The sequence below is a fragment of the Glycomyces terrestris genome, assembly GCF_003933745.1.
Lineage (GTDB): Bacteria > Actinomycetota > Actinomycetes > Mycobacteriales > Micromonosporaceae > Glycomyces > Glycomyces terrestris.
This window is the reverse complement of record NZ_RSEB01000002.1, coordinates 821,722-840,630: the sequence shown is the minus strand read 5'-3', so window position 1 is coordinate 840,630 and position 18,909 is coordinate 821,722. Positions and strand designations below refer to the sequence as shown.

24 protein-coding genes are annotated in these 18,909 nt (G+C 71.0%); 12 read left to right on the top strand and 12 right to left on the bottom strand.

What is annotated here, in order from left to right; translation table 11 throughout:
• Positions 1-108: 108 nt before the first annotated feature.
• From EIW28_RS09365 to EIW28_RS09345, 5 genes are all read left to right on the top strand, one after another.
• Positions 109-639, top strand: a complete 531-nt coding sequence (locus EIW28_RS09365; RefSeq protein ID WP_125247415.1) for a TetR/AcrR family transcriptional regulator — start codon at positions 109-111, stop codon at positions 637-639.
• Positions 636-986, top strand: a complete 351-nt coding sequence (locus tag EIW28_RS09360; RefSeq protein WP_125247414.1) for a DMT family transporter — start codon at positions 636-638, stop codon at positions 984-986. The genes EIW28_RS09365 and EIW28_RS09360 overlap by 4 nt, the downstream gene beginning before the upstream one ends.
• Positions 986-1,303 carry a DMT family transporter gene (locus EIW28_RS09355; RefSeq protein ID WP_125247413.1) on the top strand — a complete coding sequence of 106 codons (318 nt, stop codon included), beginning with the start codon at positions 986-988 and terminating at the stop codon, positions 1,301-1,303. The genes EIW28_RS09360 and EIW28_RS09355 overlap by 1 nt, the downstream gene beginning before the upstream one ends.
• Positions 1,304-1,524: 221 nt before the next feature.
• A complete protein-coding gene (locus tag EIW28_RS09350; protein ID WP_408612202.1) occupies positions 1,525-2,640 on the top strand; it encodes an L-talarate/galactarate dehydratase in 1,116 nt (371 codons plus the stop codon).
• Positions 2,641-2,739: 99 nt separating this feature from the next.
• Positions 2,740-3,504 carry an IclR family transcriptional regulator gene (locus EIW28_RS09345; RefSeq protein WP_125247411.1) on the top strand — a complete coding sequence of 255 codons (765 nt, stop codon included), beginning with the start codon at positions 2,740-2,742 and terminating at the stop codon, positions 3,502-3,504.
• 16 nt (positions 3,505-3,520) lie between these two features.
• On the opposite strand, the gene EIW28_RS09340 is transcribed toward EIW28_RS09345, so the two are convergent.
• The 6 genes from EIW28_RS09340 to kdgD are packed head-to-tail and all read right to left on the bottom strand — an operon-like array spanning position 3,521 to position 10,244.
• Positions 3,521-5,032, bottom strand: coding sequence for a tripartite tricarboxylate transporter permease (locus tag EIW28_RS09340; protein ID WP_125247410.1), 1,512 nt, complete (start codon positions 5,030-5,032; stop codon positions 3,521-3,523).
• A 15-nt stretch (positions 5,033-5,047) separates the two neighbouring features.
• Positions 5,048-5,569, bottom strand: a complete 522-nt coding sequence (locus tag EIW28_RS09335; RefSeq protein ID WP_125247409.1) for a tripartite tricarboxylate transporter TctB family protein — start codon at positions 5,567-5,569, stop codon at positions 5,048-5,050.
• Entirely contained in the window at positions 5,566-6,561 is a 996-nt protein-coding gene (locus EIW28_RS09330) for a Bug family tripartite tricarboxylate transporter substrate binding protein (RefSeq protein WP_158630344.1), read from the bottom strand. Before EIW28_RS09330 ends, EIW28_RS09335 begins: the two co-directional genes overlap by 4 nt.
• A gap of 52 nt (positions 6,562-6,613) precedes the next feature.
• Positions 6,614-7,879 carry an enolase C-terminal domain-like protein gene (locus tag EIW28_RS09325; protein WP_408612201.1) on the bottom strand — a complete coding sequence of 422 codons (1,266 nt, stop codon included), beginning with the start codon at positions 7,877-7,879 and terminating at the stop codon, positions 6,614-6,616.
• Positions 7,880-7,929: 50 nt separating this feature from the next.
• On the bottom strand, positions 7,930-9,333 hold the full coding sequence (locus EIW28_RS09320) for an aldehyde dehydrogenase (NADP(+)) (protein WP_125247406.1): 1,404 nt from the start codon (positions 9,331-9,333) through the stop codon (positions 7,930-7,932).
• A complete protein-coding gene (gene kdgD / locus EIW28_RS09315) occupies positions 9,330-10,244 on the bottom strand; it encodes a 5-dehydro-4-deoxyglucarate dehydratase (protein ID WP_125247405.1) in 915 nt (304 codons plus the stop codon). The genes EIW28_RS09320 and kdgD overlap by 4 nt, the downstream gene beginning before the upstream one ends.
• Before the next feature lie 79 nt (positions 10,245-10,323).
• On the opposite strand from kdgD, the gene EIW28_RS09310 reads away from it, so the two are divergent.
• The 4 genes from EIW28_RS09310 (at position 10,324) to EIW28_RS09295 (ending at position 12,453) form a co-directional block, all read left to right on the top strand.
• Positions 10,324-11,253: a LysR family transcriptional regulator gene (locus EIW28_RS09310; RefSeq protein ID WP_197717163.1), complete on the top strand. Its 930-nt coding sequence runs from the start codon at positions 10,324-10,326 to the stop codon at positions 11,251-11,253.
• Between the two features lie 59 nt (positions 11,254-11,312).
• Positions 11,313-11,696 (top strand): DUF2784 domain-containing protein, encoded by a 384-nt coding sequence (locus EIW28_RS09305; protein WP_125247404.1) that lies wholly within the window; start codon positions 11,313-11,315, stop codon positions 11,694-11,696.
• A 174-nt stretch (positions 11,697-11,870) separates the two neighbouring features.
• Positions 11,871-12,230, top strand: coding sequence for a hypothetical protein (locus EIW28_RS09300; RefSeq protein WP_125247403.1), 360 nt, complete (start codon positions 11,871-11,873; stop codon positions 12,228-12,230).
• The gene (locus EIW28_RS09295; protein WP_158630343.1) at positions 12,217-12,453 is read left to right on the top strand and encodes a hypothetical protein; all 237 of its coding nucleotides are present in this window, start codon (positions 12,217-12,219) and stop codon (positions 12,451-12,453) included. The genes EIW28_RS09300 and EIW28_RS09295 overlap by 14 nt, the downstream gene beginning before the upstream one ends.
• Here EIW28_RS09295 and EIW28_RS09290 read toward each other — a convergent pair.
• The 5 genes from EIW28_RS09290 to EIW28_RS09275 form a co-directional block, all read right to left on the bottom strand.
• Positions 12,450-12,689 (bottom strand): DUF397 domain-containing protein, encoded by a 240-nt coding sequence (locus tag EIW28_RS09290; protein WP_125247401.1) that lies wholly within the window; start codon positions 12,687-12,689, stop codon positions 12,450-12,452. The genes EIW28_RS09295 and EIW28_RS09290 overlap by 4 nt on opposite strands.
• Positions 12,690-12,811: 122 nt before the next feature.
• Positions 12,812-13,270, bottom strand: coding sequence for a hypothetical protein (locus EIW28_RS09285; RefSeq protein ID WP_125247400.1), 459 nt, complete (start codon positions 13,268-13,270; stop codon positions 12,812-12,814).
• Positions 13,271-13,296: 26 nt separating this feature from the next.
• Entirely contained in the window at positions 13,297-13,434 is a 138-nt protein-coding gene (locus EIW28_RS24150) for a hypothetical protein (RefSeq protein WP_158630342.1), read from the bottom strand.
• A gap of 134 nt (positions 13,435-13,568) precedes the next feature.
• Positions 13,569-13,808, bottom strand: coding sequence for a DUF397 domain-containing protein (locus tag EIW28_RS09280; RefSeq protein ID WP_125247399.1), 240 nt, complete (start codon positions 13,806-13,808; stop codon positions 13,569-13,571).
• A complete protein-coding gene (locus EIW28_RS09275) occupies positions 13,805-14,668 on the bottom strand; it encodes a helix-turn-helix domain-containing protein (RefSeq protein ID WP_125247398.1) in 864 nt (287 codons plus the stop codon). The genes EIW28_RS09280 and EIW28_RS09275 overlap by 4 nt, the downstream gene beginning before the upstream one ends.
• A gap of 246 nt (positions 14,669-14,914) precedes the next feature.
• Between EIW28_RS09275 and EIW28_RS09270 the strand changes: the two genes are divergently transcribed.
• Positions 14,915-15,271, top strand: a complete 357-nt coding sequence (locus EIW28_RS09270; RefSeq protein WP_125247397.1) for a hypothetical protein — start codon at positions 14,915-14,917, stop codon at positions 15,269-15,271.
• Complete coding sequence (locus EIW28_RS09265) at positions 15,261-15,569, top strand: hypothetical protein (RefSeq protein ID WP_125247396.1); 309 nt, start codon at positions 15,261-15,263, stop codon at positions 15,567-15,569. The genes EIW28_RS09270 and EIW28_RS09265 overlap by 11 nt, the downstream gene beginning before the upstream one ends.
• A 57-nt stretch (positions 15,570-15,626) precedes the next feature.
• Here EIW28_RS09265 and EIW28_RS09260 read toward each other — a convergent pair whose 3' ends face one another.
• A complete protein-coding gene (locus EIW28_RS09260) occupies positions 15,627-16,610 on the bottom strand; it encodes a heme o synthase (RefSeq protein ID WP_125247395.1) in 984 nt (327 codons plus the stop codon).
• 213 nt (positions 16,611-16,823) lie between these two features.
• Here EIW28_RS09260 and tkt point away from each other — a divergent pair, with 213 nt between their 5' ends.
• Entirely contained in the window at positions 16,824-18,902 is a 2,079-nt protein-coding gene (gene tkt, locus EIW28_RS09255) for a transketolase (RefSeq protein ID WP_232013870.1), read from the top strand.
• Positions 18,903-18,909: the final 7 nt, after the last annotated feature.

The following is an 18,909-nucleotide window of genomic DNA, read 5'->3' as shown; positions in this document are numbered from 1 at the left end:
GACAGTAGGAGGCGGGTGCGACATCGACGGGGCGGCGGCGTCGAACGACGCAGTGTGATCCATCGGCCCGGGTTGCCGTACCAACCTTCCGGAAGGTAAAGTAATGGCATGAGTTCGAGAGAGCAGATCCTGGACGGCGCGCTCGCGCTGCTCAAGGAGGGCGGATCGGTCTCCCTGGAGACCGCCGCCAGGCGCGCCGGGCTGACCAAGCCCGGCCTCATGTACCACTTCCCGACGAAGGAGGCACTCATGCTGGCACTGGTCGACCGCGTCGTCGACGGCTGGGAGGAGCGGCTCGCGGGGTTCCTCGCGGGCCCGGTGGACGGCGCGCCGCCCGCGGCGCGCATGGCGGCGTATCTGGAGTGGACGCTCGTGGACGAGCCGGACCTCGGCGACCTGGTGATGTTCGCCGACCCGCGCCTGTGCGAGCGGCTGACGGCCCACTGGGTCGAGCGGATGGAGACGTGGCTGGCGATGCCCGCCAGCGTTCCGGCCGAGGAGCGGGTGCGGCTGACCGCCGTGCGGCTCATGGCGGACGGCCTGTGGTTCGCCGAGGCGATGCGGAACCATCCGCCGGACGAGGCGACCAGGGCCGGCCTGCGGGACCTGGCGCAGTCCATGCTGGAGGGTTTGCGATGAGGCCGTGGCTGCTCCTGGCGGGGGCGATCGTCAGCGAGGTGACCGCCTCGCTCTCCCTGAAGGCGGCGATCGGGAACCCCTGGCTCTACGTCGTGGTGGGCGCCGGGTTCCTCTCGGCGTTCACGTTCCTGAGCCTGGTCCTCAAGTCCGGCATGCCGCTCGGCGTCGCGTACGGCGTGTGGGGCGCGATGGGCGTGGTGCTCACCGCCGTCTTCGGCGCGGTCCTGTACGGCGAGCCGCTGACGGCGGTCATGGGCGCGGGCATCGCGCTCATCATCGCCGGGGTGTTCACGATCGAGATGGGCGCGGAGCGGGCGGCCGCCCGCGCGAAGGCGGAGGCGGCGTGATGGCCTGGGTGTTCCTGATCGGCGCGATCCTCTCGGAGGTCGCGGCCAGCCTGTCGCTGAAGGCCGCCTCGGACGGGAGGAAGGGCTGGTACGCGGTGGTGGCCGCCGGGTACGGCCTGGCGTTCACGAGCCTGACGTTCGCGCTCGACCGCGGCCTGGGCATCGGCGTCGCCTACGGCATCTGGGTCGCCGCGGGCGTGGCCCTGACGGCGGTCGGCGGCCGCCTCCTGTTCAAGGAGCCGCTCTCGAAGCTCATGGCCTTCGGCATCGCCCTCGTCGGCGCCGGCGTCCTCCTGGTCGAGATCGGCGGCCACTAGACCGATGGCACCGGCCCGCCGCCGCCTTGCGCGGGGCGGGCCGGTCCCCTATGCTCAGGCTGTCCCATTCATCGACATTAAGTCCCACTCAACGGGACTGACGGCGAGGTTCCCCCTTGACTGACTCCACGTTCCTCGACTTCACCAGCGCGACCGAGACGAGCGCGGTCAACGAGCGGCACTTCGGCGCGCTCCGGCCCGGGGAGGCGAGCCTCGACCGGATCGCGTCGGTGCGGATCTCGCACGCGGTGCTGCCGCTCAAGGGCGCGATCAGCGACGCGAAGGTGCTCACCGGGCGCCAGAAGCCGCTGCGGGACATCGCGTTCCTGTTCGCGGAGATCCGCACCGAGGCGGGCCTCGAAGGCGTCGGGTACTCCTACTCCAAGCGCGCCGGCGGCGAGGGCCAGTACGCGCACGCGCGCGAGGTCGCGCCCGAGCTCCTCGGCGAGGACCCGAGCGACGTCCAGCGGATCTGGACGAAGCTGGTCTGGGCGGGCGCCTCGGTGGGGCGCAGCGGCCTGGCGACGCAGGCGATCGCGGCGTTCGACATCGCGCTGTGGGACCTCAAGGCGAAGCGCGCGGGGCTGCCGCTGGCGAAGCTCCTCGGCGCGCACCGCGACTCGGTCGCCTGCTACAACACCTCGGGCGGGTTCCTGTCCTCCTCGATCGAGGAGGTCGTCGAGAACGCGCACGCGACGGCCGCGGCCGGCATCGGCGGCGTCAAGATCAAAGTGGGGCAGCCGGACACGCGCATCGACCTCAAGCGGGTCGCGGCGGTCAAGGAGGCGGTCGGGGACGGGATCGACCTCATGGTGGACGCGAACCAGCAGTGGAACCGCAGCACCGCGATTCGGGTCGGCCGGGCCTTGGAGGAGTTCGACCTGACGTGGATCGAGGAGCCCCTCGACGCGTACGACGCCGAGGGCCACGCCGACCTCGCCCGCGAGCTGGCGACCCCGATCGCCACCGGCGAGATGCTCACCTCCGTCGCCGAGCACGCCGAGCTCATCGCCAGGCGCAGCGTCGACTTCATGCAGCCGGACGCGCCGCGCGTCGGCGGCATCACGCCGTTCCTGAAGATCATGGCGCTCGGCGAGCACGCCCGGGTGCGCATGGCCCCGCACTTCGCGATGGAGATCCACCTGCACCTCGCGGCGGCCTACGAGCACGACCCGTGGGTGGAGCACTTCGACTGGCTGGAGCCGCTGTTCAACGAGCGGCTGGAGACCGCGGGCGGGCGCATGGCCGTCCCGGCGCGCCCCGGGCTCGGCTTCAGCCTGAGCGAGCGGGCGCGGGCCTGGACGACGGCGAGCGAGCGGTTCGGCTCGCACGGCTGACCCGGCACGGCCCGGCACCTCGCGGCGCCGGGCCCCGATTACGCTGGTGGGCACCCGGCGGGCCCTGGTACGCCGCCACGGACGAGTAAGGACCACGCCATGCCGCGCGCCGAGGCGCCCCCGAAAGGCTCGCTCGACCGGGCCCTGGAGGTCTTCGAGATCCTGACCGTGCGCGGCAGCGCCACGACCGCCGAACTCGTGGAGGCGGTGGGCGCCAGCCGGAGCGCGGTCTACCGGCTCGTCGAGCGGCTCCAGGCCGCCGAGTACCTCGCGCTCGCGGACGGCCGGTGGCGGCTCGGGCCCGCGGCCGCGCGGATGGCCATGGCCGCCGTGCAGCACATGGACGTCTTCGCCGCCGCGCCGCCGCTGCTGCGCGACCTCGCGGCCCGCACCGGCGAGACCGTCAACCTCGGCGTGCTCAGCGGCGGGGAGATCGTGTTCGTGTTCCGGGAGCTGGGGCGCCATGCGGTGCAGGTCCGCTCCGAGCTCGGCGCGCGCAGGCCGCTGCACGCCACCGCGGTCGGCAAGGCGTACCTGTCCGGGCTCTCCCCCGAGCGGCGCGACGCGCTCATCGCCGGGTCTGCGCTGGAGCGGTTCACCGAAGCGACGGTCACCGATCCGGACCGGCTGCGTGAGGAGCTCGCCGCGGCCCGCCGCCGCGGCTGGACCGAGGAGCGCGGCGAGTTCGACGCTGGGACCACGTGCTTCGGCGCGCCCGTGTTCGAGCAGAGCGGCCAGGTGGCCGCCGCGGTGAGCGTCGCCGGGCCCACCGCCCGGGTCGCGGGCGAGGCCTTCGGGCCGCTCGTGGCCGAGGCGGCCGGGATCGTGTCCCGCCGGCTCGGACACGTGCGGCCCGAAGGCTGACCTCACCGCGCCGCTCTCATTGCGCCGCAGGCTGTTCCGCGGCCCCCGACTGGCGGGTCCGGACCTTGCGCAGGACCGGGACGATCACCGCGGTGAGCACCAGGACCGCCACGAGCGAGCCGGAGACCGGCCGCTGCACGAACTCGGTGACGTCGCCGCCGAAGATCCGCATGGAGCGCCGGAACGACGCCTCCAGCAGCGATCCGAGGACGAACGCGAGCACGAACGGCCCCGGCTCGAACCCGAGCTTGCGCATCCCGTAGCCGAGCAGGCCCAGCGCGATCACCAGCAGCATGTCGAAGGCGTTGTTGCGGATCGAGTACACGCCGAGCATCGTGATGACGACGGTGAGCGGCGCGAGCACGCCGGGGCGCACCTTGAGCATCCGCACGAACACCCCGATGAGCGGGATGCTCAGCGCCAGCAGGAGCAGGTTGCCGACGTACATCGAGTTGACGACGCCCCAGAACACGTCCGGGTGCTCGGTCATCAGGCCCGGCCCGGGCGTGATGCCCTGGAGCATGAGCGCGCCGAACAGCACCGCCATCGTCGCGTTCGCCGGGATGCCCAGGGTGAGCAGCGGGATGAACGAGGACGTGGCCGCCGCGTTGTTCGCCGACTCCGGGCCGGCGACGCCCTCGACGGCGCCCTTGCCGAACCGGGACGGGTCCTTCGCGACGCGCTTCTCGACCGCGTACGACACCAGCGACGACATGGTCGCGCCTCCGCCCGGCAGGATGCCGAGCACGAAGCCGGTGACCGAACCGCGCAGGATCGCCGCCCGCGAGCGCAGCCAGTGCAGCCGGCCCGGGATCGCCCGCCCGAAGGCCGGCACGGCCGGCTGCGGCCGGTCGCGGTGCTCCAGGTTGTACAGGATCTCGCCGACCCCGAAGAGCCCCATGGCGACGATGGTGAAGTCGATGCCGTCGGCGAGCTGGTCGGTCCCGAACGTGAACCGCGGCGTGCCGAGGATCGGGTCGAGGCCGACGGTGGCGATCAGGAGGCCGAGCGCCGCCGCGGCGGCGCTCTTCCAGAGCGATCCGGAGCCGAGGGTGCCGACCAGGAAGATCCCGATGAGCGCCAGCACGGTGTACTCGGCCGGCCCGAACGCCAGCGCGGCCCCCGCGAGGGCGGGCGCGATGAACGTCAGCAGCAGGATCGAGGCGGTGCCGCCGATGAAGGAGGCGACCGCGGCGACGCCGAGCGCGGGCCCGGCTTCGCCCTTGCGCGCCAAGGCGTGCCCGTCGAGCGCGGTGACCACTGAGGACGCCTCGCCGGGCATCCGCAGGAGCACCGAGGTGATCGTGCCGCCGTACTGGGCGCCGTAGAAGATCCCGGCGAGCATGATGACCGCGGCGGTCGGCTCCAGGCTGTACGTGATCGGCAGCAGGATCGCGATGGTGGCGGCCGGGCCGAGGCCCGGCAGCACGCCGATGAGCATCCCCACGGTGACGCCGATGAGGCAGAACAGCAGGTTCTGCGGCTCGAACGCCACCGCGAAGCCGGAGAGCACGGAAGAGAGGTCCACGGTGTCTCCGCTCCCCTAGAAGGCGATGATGTGCGGCAGCGGCACACCGAGGCCGAGGATGAACAGGGCGTAGGCGACCGCGGTCGCCGAGGCCGCGATCACGGCGCTCGCGAGCCACGACTCGCGGCCGAGGAACCGCAGCCACGCGAACAGCAGCACGAGCGTGGGCGCCTCGAAGCCGACGACCTCGAACAGGGACGCGTACACCGCGAGTCCGCCGGCGGCGAGGAGCACGTGGATCGTGCCGCGGGTGAACGCCTCCGTGCCGCCGGTCGTCCCGGCGGTGGCGGCCACGGCGACGATGCCGGCGCCGCACAGGACGAGGAGTCCGGCCACGATCAGGGGCCACAGGCCCGGTCCCGGCGCGGTCAGGCTCCCGATCTCGAGCCCGAACGCCAGCCAGACCGCGAACGCGCCGATCGCGACGGGCGCGACCCCGGCCGCGACGGCCTGGACGCGTCCGCCGGGGCGCGGCTCCTCGAACGCGTCCTCTCGGGGCGCTTCACGTTCCGGGTCGGCCACGACCGCCTCGCTCATGAACCTTCACCGAGGTCGAGGCCGGCGTCCTCGACAAGCGCGGCGTACTCCGCGGCGGCGTCGGACAGGTGGGTCTTGGCCTCGAGGCTGTCGACCTCCCAGCGGTCCATGTAGTTGTCCTGGAGGAACTGGCCGTACTCGGGCGACTCGCGGGCCTCCTCGAACGCGAGGGAGAGCACGCCGGCGGCCTCGTCGCCGACCTCGGCGGGGACGACGATGAAGCGGCGCTGGTCGACGACGACGTCGTAGCCGGACTCGACGGCGGTCGGGACCTCGTTGAGGAACGGGCTGCGCTCCTCGGAGAAGACGGCGACGGCGCGGAGCTCGCCGGCCTCGATCTGCGGCATGGTCTCGGCCAGGGACGCGGAGACGGCGTCCACCTGCTGGCCGAGGAGGGCCGTGACCGCGGGGGCGCCACCGTCGAACGGGACGTCGGTGGCGTCGATGCCCGCGCCGGTGAACAGCAGCTGCGCGGACAGCTGCGAGCCGGTGCCGACGCCGGTGGTGGCGTAGTCGACCGATCCGGCGGCGAGCAGGTCGTCCAGGGTCTGGTAGGGCGAGTCGGCGTGGACGACGAGCACGTACGCCTCCTGGGTGAGCGTGGCGATGATGCGGAAGTCGTCGATCACGACCGCGTCGGGGTCGTCGACGGCGAGCGGCGTGATGGCGAAGAGCGACTTGACGGCCAGCGCGATCGTGTAGCCGTCGGCGTCGCCGGCGAGCAGCTCCTTGAGGCCGACGGCGCCGTTCGCGCCGGGCTTGTTGCTGACGGCGAGGGACTGGCCGAGGGGCTCCTCGGCGGCCTCGGCGACCGCGCGGCTGACGAGGTCGCCCGACCCGCCCGGGTCGAAGGGGACCATGAAGTCGACGGCCCTGGTCGGGAAGTCGGCCTCGGCCGCGTCCGCGCCGCCCTGCACCTGGCACGCCGCGACGGCGGCGAGGGGCGAGACGGCGAGGCCGGCCAGCAGTCCGCGTCGGGGGAAGGGGTTCATGTGTGCTCGACTCCTCATTGAGTGTCCGGGTTTCTCGAGTTCGGGTGGGAGGTCAGGCCAGGCAGGGTCGCTTCGGGTCGAAGGCCCAGCCGGGGGCCAGGTACTGCATGGCCGCGGCGTCGTCGCGCGCGCCGAGGCCGTGTTCGCGGTAGAGCGCGTGCGCCGCCTCGACCTGGTCGAGGTCGAGTTCGACGCCGAGTCCGGGCGCGTCCGGGACCGCGATCGCGCCATCCTCGATCCGCAGGGGCGCCTTGGTGAGGCGCTGGCCGTCCTGCCAGATCCAGTGGGTGTCGATCGCGGTGATCTCGCCGGGGGCGGCCGCGGCGACGTGGGTGAACATCGCCAGCGACACGTCGAAGTGGTTGTTCGAGTGGGAGCCCCAGGTGAGTCCCCATGCGTCGCAGAGCTGGGCGACGCGCACGGAGCCGGACATGGTCCAGAAGTGCGGGTCGGCCAGGGGGATGTCGACGGCGCCGGCGCGCACGGCGTGGCCGAGTTCGCGCCAGTCGCAGGCGATCATGTTGGTGGCCGTGGGCATGCCGGTGGCGCGGCGGAACTCGGCCATGACTTCGCGGCCGGAGTAGCCGTCCTCGGCACCGCACGGGTCCTCTGCGTAGGCAAGAATGTCGCTTAGATTACGGCACAAGGCAATTGCGTCGTTTAGGGCCCATGCCCCGTTGGGGTCCAAGGTGATCCGCGCGTCCGGGAACCGCTCGGCGAGGGCGGTGACGGCGGCGGCCTCCTCGGCGCCGGGCAGGACGCCGCCCTTGAGCTTGAAGTCGCGGAAGCCGTAGCGCGCGCGGGCTGCCTCGGCGAGGGCGACGACGGCCTCGGGGGTGAGGGCCTCCTCGTCGCGGAGGCGCAGCCAGGGGTCGTCGGCGCCGGTGCCGGCGCGGTAGGGCAGGTCGGTCTTGGTGCGGTCGCCGATGTAGAAGAGGTAGCCGAGGACCGGCACGGTGTCGCGCTGGACGCCATCGCCGAGGAGGGCGGCGGCGGGGACGCCGAGGTGCTTGCCGAGGAGGTCGAGGAGCGCGGCTTCGAGGGCGGTGCGGGCGTGGACCTCGACGCGCTGGTCGAAGGTCTGGCGGCCGCGCCCGGCGGCGTCGCGGCCGGCGAAGCGGCGGCGCACGTCGCCGAGCACGGCGTTCCAGGCTCCGATCGGGCGGCCGACGACCAGGTCGCGGGCGTCCTCGAGGGTCTGGGCGATGGCCTGGCCGCCGGGAACCTCGCCGACGCCGGTGGCCCCGGAGTCGTCGGTGAGGATCACCAGGTTGCGGGTGAAGAAGGGCGCGTGGGCGCCGGAGAGGTTGAGCAGCATCGAGTCGCGCCCGGCGACGGGCACGACGCGGAGGGCGGTGACCTTGGGCGTCACGGCCGCAGCTCCTCGGGCAGGAGCTCGGCGGGGAGGTCCTGGTAGGCGACGGGGCGCAGGAAGCGGTCGATCGCGAGGGTGCCGACGGAGGTACTGCGGGCGTCGCTGGTGGCGGGGAACGGTCCGCCGTGGACGGTGGCGTGGCCGACCTCGACGCCGGTGGGCCAGCCGCCGTGGACGATGCGTCCGGCGAGTAGTTCGAGCCGCGGGAGGAGCCGCGCGGCCTCGTCCAGGTCGCCTGGTCCGGTGTGGACGGTCGCGGTGAGCTGGCCCTCCAAGACGTCGACGATCCGGTGGGTCTCGGCCTCGTCGGCGACGGTGACGACGAGGGAGGTCGCGCCGAAGACCTCGTCGCGCAGGGCGGGCTCGGCGAGGAACGTCGCGGCGTCGGAGCGGTAGAGCGCGGCCGCGGGCTCGCCGGCGCCGCGGGCGAGGAGTTCGACGCCGGGGACGGTCCCGAGGCGGTCGCGGCCGGACTCGTAGGCGGCGCGGATGCCGTCGGTGAGCATCGGCTGGGCGTCGGTGGCGGCGAACGCGGCGGCGGCGGTCTTCAGGAAGGCGTCGAGGCCCTCGCCCTCGCGGGCGAAGACGAGCCCGGGGTTGGTGCAGAACTGGCCGGAGCCGAGGACGGCGGAGGCGGCGAAGCCGCGGGCGAGGTCCCCGGGGGCGTCGGCGAGCGCGCCGGGCAGGAGGAACACCGGGTTGACGCTGGACATCTCGGCGTAGACCGGGATCGGCACGGGCCGGGCGGCGGCGGTCGCGGCGATGGCGAGCCCGGCGGCGCGCGAGCCGGTGAAGGCCACGGCCTTGACGGCGGGGTGGGCCACGAGGGCCTGGCCGAGGGTGCGGCCGGGGCCGAACAGGAGCGTGAAGACCCCGGCGGGCAGGCCGGCCGCGGCGAGGGCGTCGGTGACGACGCCGCCGACGAGGCGGGACGTGTCCGGATGGGCCTCATGGGCTTTGACGATGACGGGCGCGCCCGCGGCGAGCGCGGCGGCGGTGTCGCCGCCGGCGGTGGAGAACGCGAGCGGGAAGTTGCTGGCGCCGAAGACGGCCACGGGCCCGAGCGGGATGTGACGCAGGCGCAGGTCGGGCCGCGGCAGCGGCTCCCGGCCGGGGTCGCCGGGGGCGGCGCGCGGGCGGTTCCAGTCCGGGCGCTCCAGAAGGTCGGCGAACATGCGCAGCTGGTTGCAGGTGCGGTCGCGCTCGGAGCGGGCGCGGGCGAGCGGGAGGTGCGTCTCGCGGTGCACGGTGGCGGCGAGGTCGTCGCCGAGGGCCTCGATGCCGTCGGCGATCGCGGTCAGGAGGGCGGCCCGCGCGGCGGGCGCGGTGGCGCGGTAGGGGCCGAACGCGGCGGCGGCAGCGGCCGCGGCGGCGTCGACTTCGGGGAACTCGCTCATTTGACCTTCTCCACGAGTGCGGCGAGCGCGGCGAACTCGTCGTCGCGCAGTTCGGAGAGCGGCGGGCGGACGGGCCCGGCGGGGCGGCCGGCGGCGCGCATCCCGGCTTTGACGATCGCGACCGCGTACCCCTTGCCGCGGTTGCGGATGTCGAGGTACGGCAGGACGAACTCGCTCAGGCGGCGGTAGACCTCGGCGGTGTTCCGGGCGCGCACGTCCTCGTAGAAGGCGAGCGCGAACTCGGGCACGAAGTTGAAGATGGCCGAGGAGTAGGTGGTGACGCCGAGCTGGAGGTACGGGAGCGCGAACGTCTCGGCCGTGGGGAGGCCGCCGACGTACAGGAGGCGGTCACCGAGGGTCGCGTACAGGCGGGTCATGAACTCGATGTCGCCGACGCCGTCCTTGAAGCCGATGAAGTTCGGGCAGGCGTCGGCGAGGCGCTGGACGGTGTCGACGTCGTAGGCGGCGTTCGCGCGGTGGTAGACGACCACGCCCAGGCCGGTCGCGTCGCACACGGCCTTGGCGTGCAGGTAGAGGCCGTCCTGGCTCGCCTCGGTGAGGTAGGGCGGGAACAGCAGGACCGCGTCGGCGCCGGCGGCCTCGGCGTCGCGGGCGAACGCGGCCGCCTGCGCGGTGCCAAGCCCGGCTGGGGCGACGATCGGGACGGTCCCGGCCGACTCCTCGACCGCGGCCCGCACCACCTGCGCGGTCTCGGCGGCGGTGAGGGAGAAGAACTCGCCGGTGCCGCCCGCGGCGAACAGCCCGGCGGCCGGGTAGGCCGCCAGGTGCGCCAGGTGCTCGCGGTAGGCCGCCTCGTCGAAGGAGAGGTCATCGCGGAAGTGCGTGACCGGGAACGACAGCAGTCCGGAACCGAGGGCCGTCTGGATCTCAGCGGGGGCGAATCGGGTCATTCGGGGAGAACTCCTGAGGTCGTAGGGATGGAACGTACCCTAAGAGCCTTCATCGATACCCGTCAAACACCGTTTGGACATGAGCCGATACCTTCAGGGCATGAGCGAAGGCGGCTACACCCTGGACCAGCTCCGCGGCTTCGTCGCGGTCGCCGAGGAGGGGCATTTCGGACGGGCGGCGACGCGGCTGCACATGACGCAGCCGCCGCTGAGCCGGCAGGTCCAGCGGCTGGAGCGGACCATCGGGTTCGCGCTGTTCACCCGCAGCGCGACGGGCGCGGACCTGACGCCGGCCGGGCGGGTGTTCCTCGACGAGGCGCGGCGGCTGCTCACGGCCGCCGACATCGCACCGCTGCGGGCCCGCCGGGTCGCGGCGGGCACGGCCGGGACGATCCGGATCGGGTTCACCGCGGTCTCGGCGCTCACCGTGCTCGGCGAGTGGATCAAGACGGCCGCCGCGGAACTGCCCGAGGTCGACCTGGTGCTGTCGGAGATGGTCACGCACGCGCAGCTCGACGCGCTCCTGGCCGGGGAGCTGGAGGTGGGCCTGGTGCGGCAGGTCCCCCGCTCGGAGATCCTCGACTCGCGCCTGGTCGCCACGGACTCGCTGGTCCTGGCCGCACCCCGCGAGCACCCGCTGACGCGGCTGGGCCGGGCGCCCTCGCTCGCCGACGTCGCCGAGCACGACGTGGTGACCTACTCCCCCTCCGAGGCCTGGTACTTCTACGAGCTCGTCGTCGCCGCGTTCCAGCACGCCCGCGTCACACCGCGGTACGTCCAGCACATCAGCCAGGTCCACACCGTGGCGGCCGTCGTCAACGCGGGACTCGGGGTCGCGCTCGTGCCCAGCTCCTCGGCTGCGCTCGGCCTGCCGAACCTGGTGTTCCTCGACGTCGCCGACATGCCGCGCGGCACCGTCGAGCTGTTCTGCACCTGGCGCACCACGCACGACAACCCGGCCCTGGCCGCGCTCCTGGAACGTGTCGGATCCGCGCAGACGATGGCGTAAGCCGCGATCTGCTGGGAACATGGAGTGACGGGGACGTAGCCGACGCACGGAGCCGCCTCATGTTCTACCGCATCCTGGCCGACGCCACGATGATCGTCCACTTCATGTTCCTCGCCTACGTGGTCGCGGGCGGGTTCATCGCCTGGCGCTGGCCGCGGACCTGGTTCGCCCACGCGGCCGTCGCGGTGTACGGGACGTTCAACGGCATCATCCAGTTCGTGTGCCCGCTGACCCCGCTCGAGCACCACTGGCGGCTCAAGGCCGGCCAGGCCGGGCTCGAGCCGGCCGGCTTCGTCGAGACGTACCTCATCGGCGTCGTCTACCCGGCCGAGCACTGGCCGACGGTCCAACTGACCGCCGCCGCGGTCGTCCTGGCCTCCTGGATCGGCCTGGCCATCCGGCTGCGCCGCAAGCGCCTGGTGAACGCCGACACCGCGCCCTAGCGGACCCCCGAGATGCCGACCTGAGACGATCTTCCTTCGAAGCGACACTCGCCGATTCCTCCAACCGCTCCGCCCATGAGGGTCTTGGCAACCTGCGCACTGCCGCCAGGTCGCGCCTTCCCGTCTTCGGATCTCAAGGAGCCATGGCGATCGGACGACAGGAGAGGCAATCGCATGAGCGGCAATGAAATCGCGAACCAAGTTACCAGCGACCCTGAGCTGGATGCGCGCTTGCGGCGAAAACACAGCGAGGGCGCCGGTTCACGAGAACTTGGGGAATATGCGGCATCGCTCGGATTGGAGGCTCCGGTGACAGCCCCCTCGGGGAGTGTTCCGTCAGTCGTCTTCGAGTTCCCGCCTGGCAGTGCGACGGGCGTCTTGGTCTGGGATGTGCCCGAACCAGGTGAGGAGGAAGACGAAGAAGAGGAGTGGAGCGATGCAGACAATCCATGGGTGGGAGTTGTCGAAGTTGTTGAGGCTCCGCAGTCAACGCCAAAGGACCCGAGGAGTGATCCTGCCGATGGCGATCAGTGAAGATGAGTACCAGCGGCGCTTGGAGGCGACTGAGGAGATGTCGGTCGCCGAGCTCGGCGACTATGTTCGGGGGACCCTCGGTATAGCGCCGCCCGACGATGAGCCGGGTTGGTATGTGCGGGTTGACTTCGTGGACTCGCCGGCTGGGCGTGCCGAGCGATTCACCTGGCAACGCACCATCCGGCATGTCATCGAGCCCGGGGATATCAGCCCGGAAGGCTAGTCGGCGAAGTCGAACTCGCCGTCTTTGGCGCCGGCGAGGAAGGCATCCCACTCGGCGCGGGTGTAGACGATCACCGAGCCCTCCGGGTGGTGCGAGTGCCGCACCGCGACCCGGCCCGAGCCGTCGGACAGGGGTCCGGCCTCCACACATTGACCACCGTTGTCGGAGCTGCGAGTGCTTGTGCGCCAACGGATTCCAGCCAGCTGCGCGTTCGTGAGCTGCTGATCGGTGCTCATCGCTCCCCTTCGATCCCTGGGCGGCCAAGTCGGCCGACCGTTGACTCCAGGCTATTCGCCCTCGGACGGGCGATCATCCCCCAAAGTCGAACTCGCCGTGACTGCCGCTGTTCTTCCGGAACTCACGCCTCCGGGGGCGCGGGCTTCCAGGTGATGTCGCTGGGGATATCGCCGGTGGTGGCGTATGCGGGCACCACGCCGCGTACCCACTGCGGAGTGCAGAGCAATTGGTCGGCCCGCAGCGTCTCCACCTCGTCCGTGGGGTTGTTGACGAGCTTCACCAGGCTGCGATCGATACCTGGATTGCCATCGTGTTCCTTGGTCTGGAGCCCCGCTTCGACCGCGACTTGATCGCCATGGCGGAGATAGGCGCATTCCTCGAAGAGCGCGAACTCGAAGACGATCGCATCGCTGCCTGAAGGCCCGATTTCCGCGGTCGAGCGTTCTCCGCTCGGTCCGTGCATGCGTGTCGCCTGTTCGAGGAACCGCTCAAGCTCGGCGCGGGTCTCGATGTCGGCCGCGAAGTGCCCGCCGAACGATGTAGCGAGCGGTTTCGGCAGGGGCATGTCCTGCTCCCTCACTGTCTGCTCCTCCGACATAGGTTTTCTCACTTCCCAAGGGCGACACCAAGGTCGATGAGAGCATCCTGTAGCTGCTCGTCGGCCGCTTTGATGACTTGCGCAGCTTCATCGATCACCTGGAGGGCCGCGCGGAGCGCGGCGGCCACATCTCCGATCGAAGCCACTGGCACCCTGGTCCTAGGAAGAGTCGACGGCAGCGATGGTCAGGGTCGAATGCTGGGAGCCGCCCAGGTCTCCATGGCGTTCGACGGGCAGCGCCTGCCATGCCCGCTTCTCGGGCGGGTCGGTTAGGGTCGGTCTAGTCGGTGAAGTCGAACTCGCCGTCTTTGGCGCCGGCGAGGAAGGCCTCCCACTCGGCGCGGGTGTAGACGATCACCGAGCCCGCCGGGTGGTGCGAGTGCCGCACCGCGACCCGGCCCGAGCCGTCAGCTAGAGGACCGGCTTCTACGCACTGGCCGCCGCCGCTGTCGCTTCGGGTACTGATGTGCCAGCGGATGCCCGACAGCTCCTCAGCTGAGAGCTGCTGCTCGGTGCTCATTCAATCTCCTTCAGGCGCTTGGCAATCAGATCAATCGACCGGGCGGCCGACAGGGCCGATCGGTCAAGATCTTGCCACACGGCCTCGAAGTTACTCGCCTTCGGCTCTTCCGCATAGAGGGACCCGGCGGTCGTTTCGACATAGGCCACCGCGGGATAGGGCTCAGGCATTTCGAAGAGGTTGAAGCTGCCGCTCACTCCGCTGTGCGGCCCGACCGCTGTGGGAATGAGCCGGATGGTGACAGTGTCGGCCTCGCCGAGCTCCAAGAGCCGCCGGAGCTGCTCCCGCATGACCTCCGCCGTTCCGACTGTTCGCTCTAGCACCGCCGCCTCGAACACCGCATCGATGACCGGAGGGTTGTCGGCCGACAGAATCCGCTGCCGCTCGATTCGAAGGTCGACCCATCGCTGGATCTGTCCGGGCGATGCCTTTTGCGCCTCCAGGCGACTGATCACCGCCGCCGCATAGCGCCGGGTCTGGAATAGCCCATACACCAGGAAATGCTGGTAGGTGCAGATCTTGTCCGCTCGACTCTCCAGCCAGGGCACATTGAGGAAGTTGCTGCCGAAGTCATCCTTGTGCTGGTCCCACCAGTCTTTCCGCCAGCATTCCGCCCTGAGCTGTTCGAGGTCCTCGCGGACCTTTTCGTCCGACACGCCGAAGAGGTCGAGCATCACCACGAGGTCGCCGCGCCGGACCGGCAGCTCACCGTTCTCGTAACGGCTGATGGTCCCTTGGTCTCGCTGGAGATACTCACCCACCTCCTTGAGCGACATCTTGCGCGATTTGCGCAGGTCGCGGATCTTGTCGCCGAGCCATTGCGATCGAAGGCTCGGTCCAGGTCCGGGCACGCTTGCCATGAGCTCTCCAGATCAGTCGGGTCGCCGACACAGAAATAGTACCTCGATCGGTTGGCGCAATCTTGCGCAAACCGATTCGGCTGTGCCATGATATCAATCAAGCACGAGTAGCGCATCATGGGATTGCTCGGGAGAGAACTCGTGAAGCCAGACATTTCGCGTGCTCCACCGAAAGCCGACCGGGGCGGGATCAGGTTCCTACGCCAAGTGCCCCGCCCCGGTCTTGGAGACATCGGAGGTTGATCCGTGTCCAGACCCATTGTCGCGCACGCGCCCGACAATCCCAACCGTGAAGGCCGCCCGGTCGATCCGCTCGTTCGGGGGACCTTCGGCGACCGGCACAGCCGCTTCATCGTCCGCGCCTCCTCCGAGAGCGCGCCGGACTCGTTCCAAGTCTCGGTCGCGAACAACCCGGCCGACCTCGTCCTCATCGTGTCCGGCCTGAACTCAGGCCACCTGCACGCCACCTGGGGACAGGGCTGGCGGAGCTTCGCGCCCGAATGGAAGGTGTGGTGCGAGGACTCCGCATTTGCGGTGTTCTACAACGGCCGCGCCATCGACAACCGGCCCCGGCCCGGGCAGGTGAAGTTCTGTGACGGCTGAACCCGCAGACTCCGAGCCGCGACCCGAACCGGGCTCCCACCCCGACAGCGACGGCTGGCTCGGGGACTTCCGCCGCGGCCCGGCCGTGTTCTCCCTCTACCGGGAGACCGCGCACCCGCTCGGACCGCCCGAGTACCGCATCGAGTGCAACGACGGCGCCGGGCCCCGCACCATCTGCCAGTTCTTCGATGAACCCGAAGCCGTGCCCGAGTGGTTCGGCGCCTGGAAGCGCGACCCGTGGTGCCCCTGGATCCTCGGCCGGGCCCGCCGGCTCATCGCCGAACCCGAGAACACCTGAACAGACGGCGAGAGGGCCGGGCGATCCAAGGATCGCCCGGCCCTCCGAACGCTCTGCTCACATGATGAAGGAGTCCACCGCCAGCGCCAGGAACAGCAGCGTCAGGTAGCTGGTGGACCAGTGGAACAGCCGCATCGGCTTGGGGTCCTCGCCGCGGTTGACGCGGCCGAGGAGCTTGTGGCACTCCCACACGAACAGGCCGCCGGCGACGACGGCGACCGAGCCGTACAGCCAGGTCGAGCCGAGCGGGACGGCGACGAGCGAGACGGCGAGCATCGCCCAGCCGTAGACGACGGACTCGACGGCGACCCGCTTGGCGGGGGCGACGACCGGGAGCATCGGGATGCCGGCCGCGGCGTAGTCGTCCTTGAACTTCAACGCGAGGACGTAGAAGTGCGGGGGCTGCCAGAGGAACACGACGGCGAACAGGACCCACGCCATCCACGACATGTGCCCGGTGACCGCGGCCCAGCCGATGAGCACCGGGGCCGCGCCGCAGGCGCCGCCCCACACCGTGTTGTACGGCGTGGTGCGCTTGAGCCAAATCGTGTAGACGACGTCGTAGTAGACGATGGCGCCGAAGGTGAGCAGCGCGGCGAGCCAGTTGACGAGCAGGCCCATGCCGAGGACCGCGACCGCGCCGATGACGAGCCCGAAGACGAGGGCGTTGCGCGGCGGAATCTGGTGCTTGGCGAGCGGGCGCCGCGCGGTGCGGCGCATGAGCTGGTCGATGTCGCGGTCGATGTAGCAGTTGATCGCGTTGGCCGAGCCGGCGGCGAGCGCGCCGCCGAGCAGGGTCGCGACCACGGCCGTCAGCGACGGGAGCGCGTCGTACTCCGTGCGCGCGGCCACCAGCATCGCCGGGATGGTGGTGATGAGGAGCAGCTCGATGATGCGCGGCTTGGTAAGCGAGACGTACGCGCCGACGAGGGCGCGCAGGCTCGGTCGCTCCTGCGGGGCTGCACCGGGCTCGGGCAGTTCGATTCGCTTGCGGGCGGGCCGGGGGGCGGCGGCGACGGCCTGGGTCGGGTCCTCGTTCATCACCGCCCACAGTACGGGCGGTGAGGTTGTGACCCGGCCGCGGGTCGAGGGCCCCTAGCAGGCGCTTTCCAATGCGAGACTGGCTCGTGGGCGGGTTCACAACGTGCGGAATTCCGCCTCCCGAGAGACTGCGCATAAAGTTCAGCCTGTGTAGGTAGGGTCAGAAGGCACACGTCACCGGCCCAAATACGACGAGTACCAAGGAGTATCGCAGTGGCACAGTTCGAGTGGACCGAACTCGATCGGCAGGCGGTCGACACGGCGCGGCTGCTCGCCGCCGACGCGGTCGAGAAGGCGGGCAACGGGCACCCGGGCACCGCGATGAGCCTCGCCCCGGTCGCGCACACCCTGTTCCAGAAGGTCATGCGCCACGACCCCAGCGACCCGCACTGGGAGGGCCGCGACCGCTTCGTGCTCTCGTGCGGCCACTCCAGCCTGACGCTGTACGTGCAGCTGTACCTGGCCGGGTACGGCCTGGAACTGGACGACCTGAAGAGCCTGCGCCAGTGGGGTTCGCTGACCCCCGGCCACCCCGAGGTGGGCCACACCGCGGGCGTTGAGACCACTACCGGCCCGCTCGGCCAGGGCCTGGCCACCGCGGTCGGCATGGCGATGGCGGCCCGCCGCGAGCGCGGCCTGTTCGACCCCGAGCCCGCGCTCGGCGAGAGCCTGTTCGACCACTTCGTGTACGTCCTCGCCTCCGACGGCGACATCGAGGAGGGCGTGACCCACGAGGCCTCCGCGATCGCCGGCGTGCAGGAGCTGGGCAACCTGGTCCTGATCTACGACGACAACGAGATCTCGATCGAGGACGACACCAAGATCGCCCTCGGCGAGGACGTCGCCAAGCGCTACGAGGCGTACGGCTGGCACGTGCAGGACGTGAACTGGCGCCACGGCGACGAGTACAAGGAGGACCCGAAGGCCCTCTTCGAGGCGATCGAGCGCGCCAAGGCCGTCACCGACAAGCCCTCCCTGATCCGCCTGAAGACCATCATCGGCTGGCCCGCGCCGAAGAAGCAGAACTCCTACGCCGCGCACGGCTCGGCCCTCGGCGCCGACGAGATCGCCGCCACCAAGGAGATCCTCGGCTTCCCGGCCGACCAGTCCTTCTACGTGTCCGACGAGGTCCTGGCCCACACCCGCGGCGCCGTCGCCCGCGGCCACGAGGCGCACTCGGCCTGGCGCGCCGACTTCAACAACTGGGCCGCCGCGAACCCCGAGAGGAAGGCCCTGCACGACCGCCTGTGGGCGGGCGAGTTCCCCGAGGGCTTCGAGGACGCGTTCCCCGAGTTCGAGCCGTCCGAGAAGGGCGTCGCCACCCGCTCGGCCTCCGGCAAGGTCCTCTCGGCGCTCGCGCCGGTCCTCCCCGAGCTGTGGGGCGGCTCGGCCGACCTCGCCGGCTCGAACAACACCACGATGGACGGCGAGCCGTCGTTCCTGCCGCTGTCGCGCCAGACCAAGGCGTACCCGGGCAACCCGTACGGCCGCACCCTCCACTTCGGCATCCGCGAGTTCGCGATGGGCACGATCCTCAACGGCATCAAGCTCCACGGCCCCACCCGCCCGTACGGCGGCACGTTCCTCGTGTTCTCCGACTACATGCGCGGCGCGGTGCGCCTGGCGGCCCTCATGAAGACCCCGGTCGTGTACGTGTGGACGCACGACTCGATCGGCCTCGGCGAGGACGGCCCGACCCACCAGCCGGTCGAGCACCTCGCGGCCCTGCGCGCGATCCCGGGCCTGGACGTCATCCGCCCCGGCGACGCGAACGAGACCGCCGTGGTCTGGAAGACCCTGCTGCGCAAGCAGGACCGCCCGGCCGCGCTGGCGCTGACCCGCCAGAACATCCCGGTGTGGGACCGCACGAAGTTCGCCTCGGCCGAGGGCGCCGCGAAGGGCGCGTACACCCTGCTCGACACCGAGGGCACCCCCGACGTGATCCTGCTCGGCTCCGGCTCCGAGGTCCAGCTGGCCGTCAAGGCCGCCGAGACCCTCGCCGGCGAGGGCGTCAAGGCCCGCGTCGTCTCCGTCCCCTCCATCGAGTGGTTCGAGGAGCAGGACGAGGAGTACAAGGAGTCCGTGCTGCCCAAGGCCGTCAAGGCGCGCGTCTCGGTCGAGGCCGGCATCGCGCTGTCGTGGCGCGGCCTGGTGGGTGACGCGGGAGTCAGCGTCTCCCTGGAACACTTCGGTGCCTCCGCGCCGTTCGAGAAGCTGTACGAGGAATTCGGGATCACCGCCGCCGCCGTCGCGGACGCGGCCCGCTCCTCCATCAAGAAGGCACAGCAGTAATACAACT

Coding starts and splice junctions, on each gene's coding strand:
- EIW28_RS09365 (WP_125247415.1), top strand. CDS start 109: ATGAGTTCGAGAGAGCAGATCCTGGACGGCGCGCTCGCGCTGCTCAAG.
- EIW28_RS09360 (WP_125247414.1), top strand. CDS start 636: ATGAGGCCGTGGCTGCTCCTGGCGGGGGCGATCGTCAGCGAGGTGACC.
- EIW28_RS09355 (WP_125247413.1), top strand. CDS start 986: ATGGCCTGGGTGTTCCTGATCGGCGCGATCCTCTCGGAGGTCGCGGCC.
- EIW28_RS09345 (WP_125247411.1), top strand. CDS start 2,740: ATGCCGCGCGCCGAGGCGCCCCCGAAAGGCTCGCTCGACCGGGCCCTG.
- EIW28_RS09335 (WP_125247409.1), bottom strand. CDS start 5,569: ATGAGCGAGGCGGTCGTGGCCGACCCGGAACGTGAAGCGCCCCGAGAG.
- EIW28_RS09330 (WP_158630344.1), bottom strand. CDS start 6,561: ATGAACCCCTTCCCCCGACGCGGACTGCTGGCCGGCCTCGCCGTCTCG.
- EIW28_RS09325 (WP_408612201.1), bottom strand. CDS start 7,879: ATGCTGCTCAACCTCTCCGGCGCCCACGCGCCCTTCTTCACCCGCAAC.
- EIW28_RS09320 (WP_125247406.1), bottom strand. CDS start 9,333: ATGAGCGAGTTCCCCGAAGTCGACGCCGCCGCGGCCGCTGCCGCCGCC.
- kdgD (WP_125247405.1), bottom strand. CDS start 10,244: ATGACCCGATTCGCCCCCGCTGAGATCCAGACGGCCCTCGGTTCCGGA.
- EIW28_RS09310 (WP_197717163.1), top strand. CDS start 10,324: ATGAGCCGATACCTTCAGGGCATGAGCGAAGGCGGCTACACCCTGGAC.
- EIW28_RS09305 (WP_125247404.1), top strand. CDS start 11,313: ATGTTCTACCGCATCCTGGCCGACGCCACGATGATCGTCCACTTCATG.
- EIW28_RS09300 (WP_125247403.1), top strand. CDS start 11,871: ATGAGCGGCAATGAAATCGCGAACCAAGTTACCAGCGACCCTGAGCTG.
- EIW28_RS09295 (WP_158630343.1), top strand. CDS start 12,217: ATGGCGATCAGTGAAGATGAGTACCAGCGGCGCTTGGAGGCGACTGAG.
- EIW28_RS09290 (WP_125247401.1), bottom strand. CDS start 12,689: ATGAGCACCGATCAGCAGCTCACGAACGCGCAGCTGGCTGGAATCCGT.
- EIW28_RS09280 (WP_125247399.1), bottom strand. CDS start 13,808: ATGAGCACCGAGCAGCAGCTCTCAGCTGAGGAGCTGTCGGGCATCCGC.
- EIW28_RS09275 (WP_125247398.1), bottom strand. CDS start 14,668: ATGGCAAGCGTGCCCGGACCTGGACCGAGCCTTCGATCGCAATGGCTC.
- EIW28_RS09260 (WP_125247395.1), bottom strand. CDS start 16,610: ATGAACGAGGACCCGACCCAGGCCGTCGCCGCCGCCCCCCGGCCCGCC.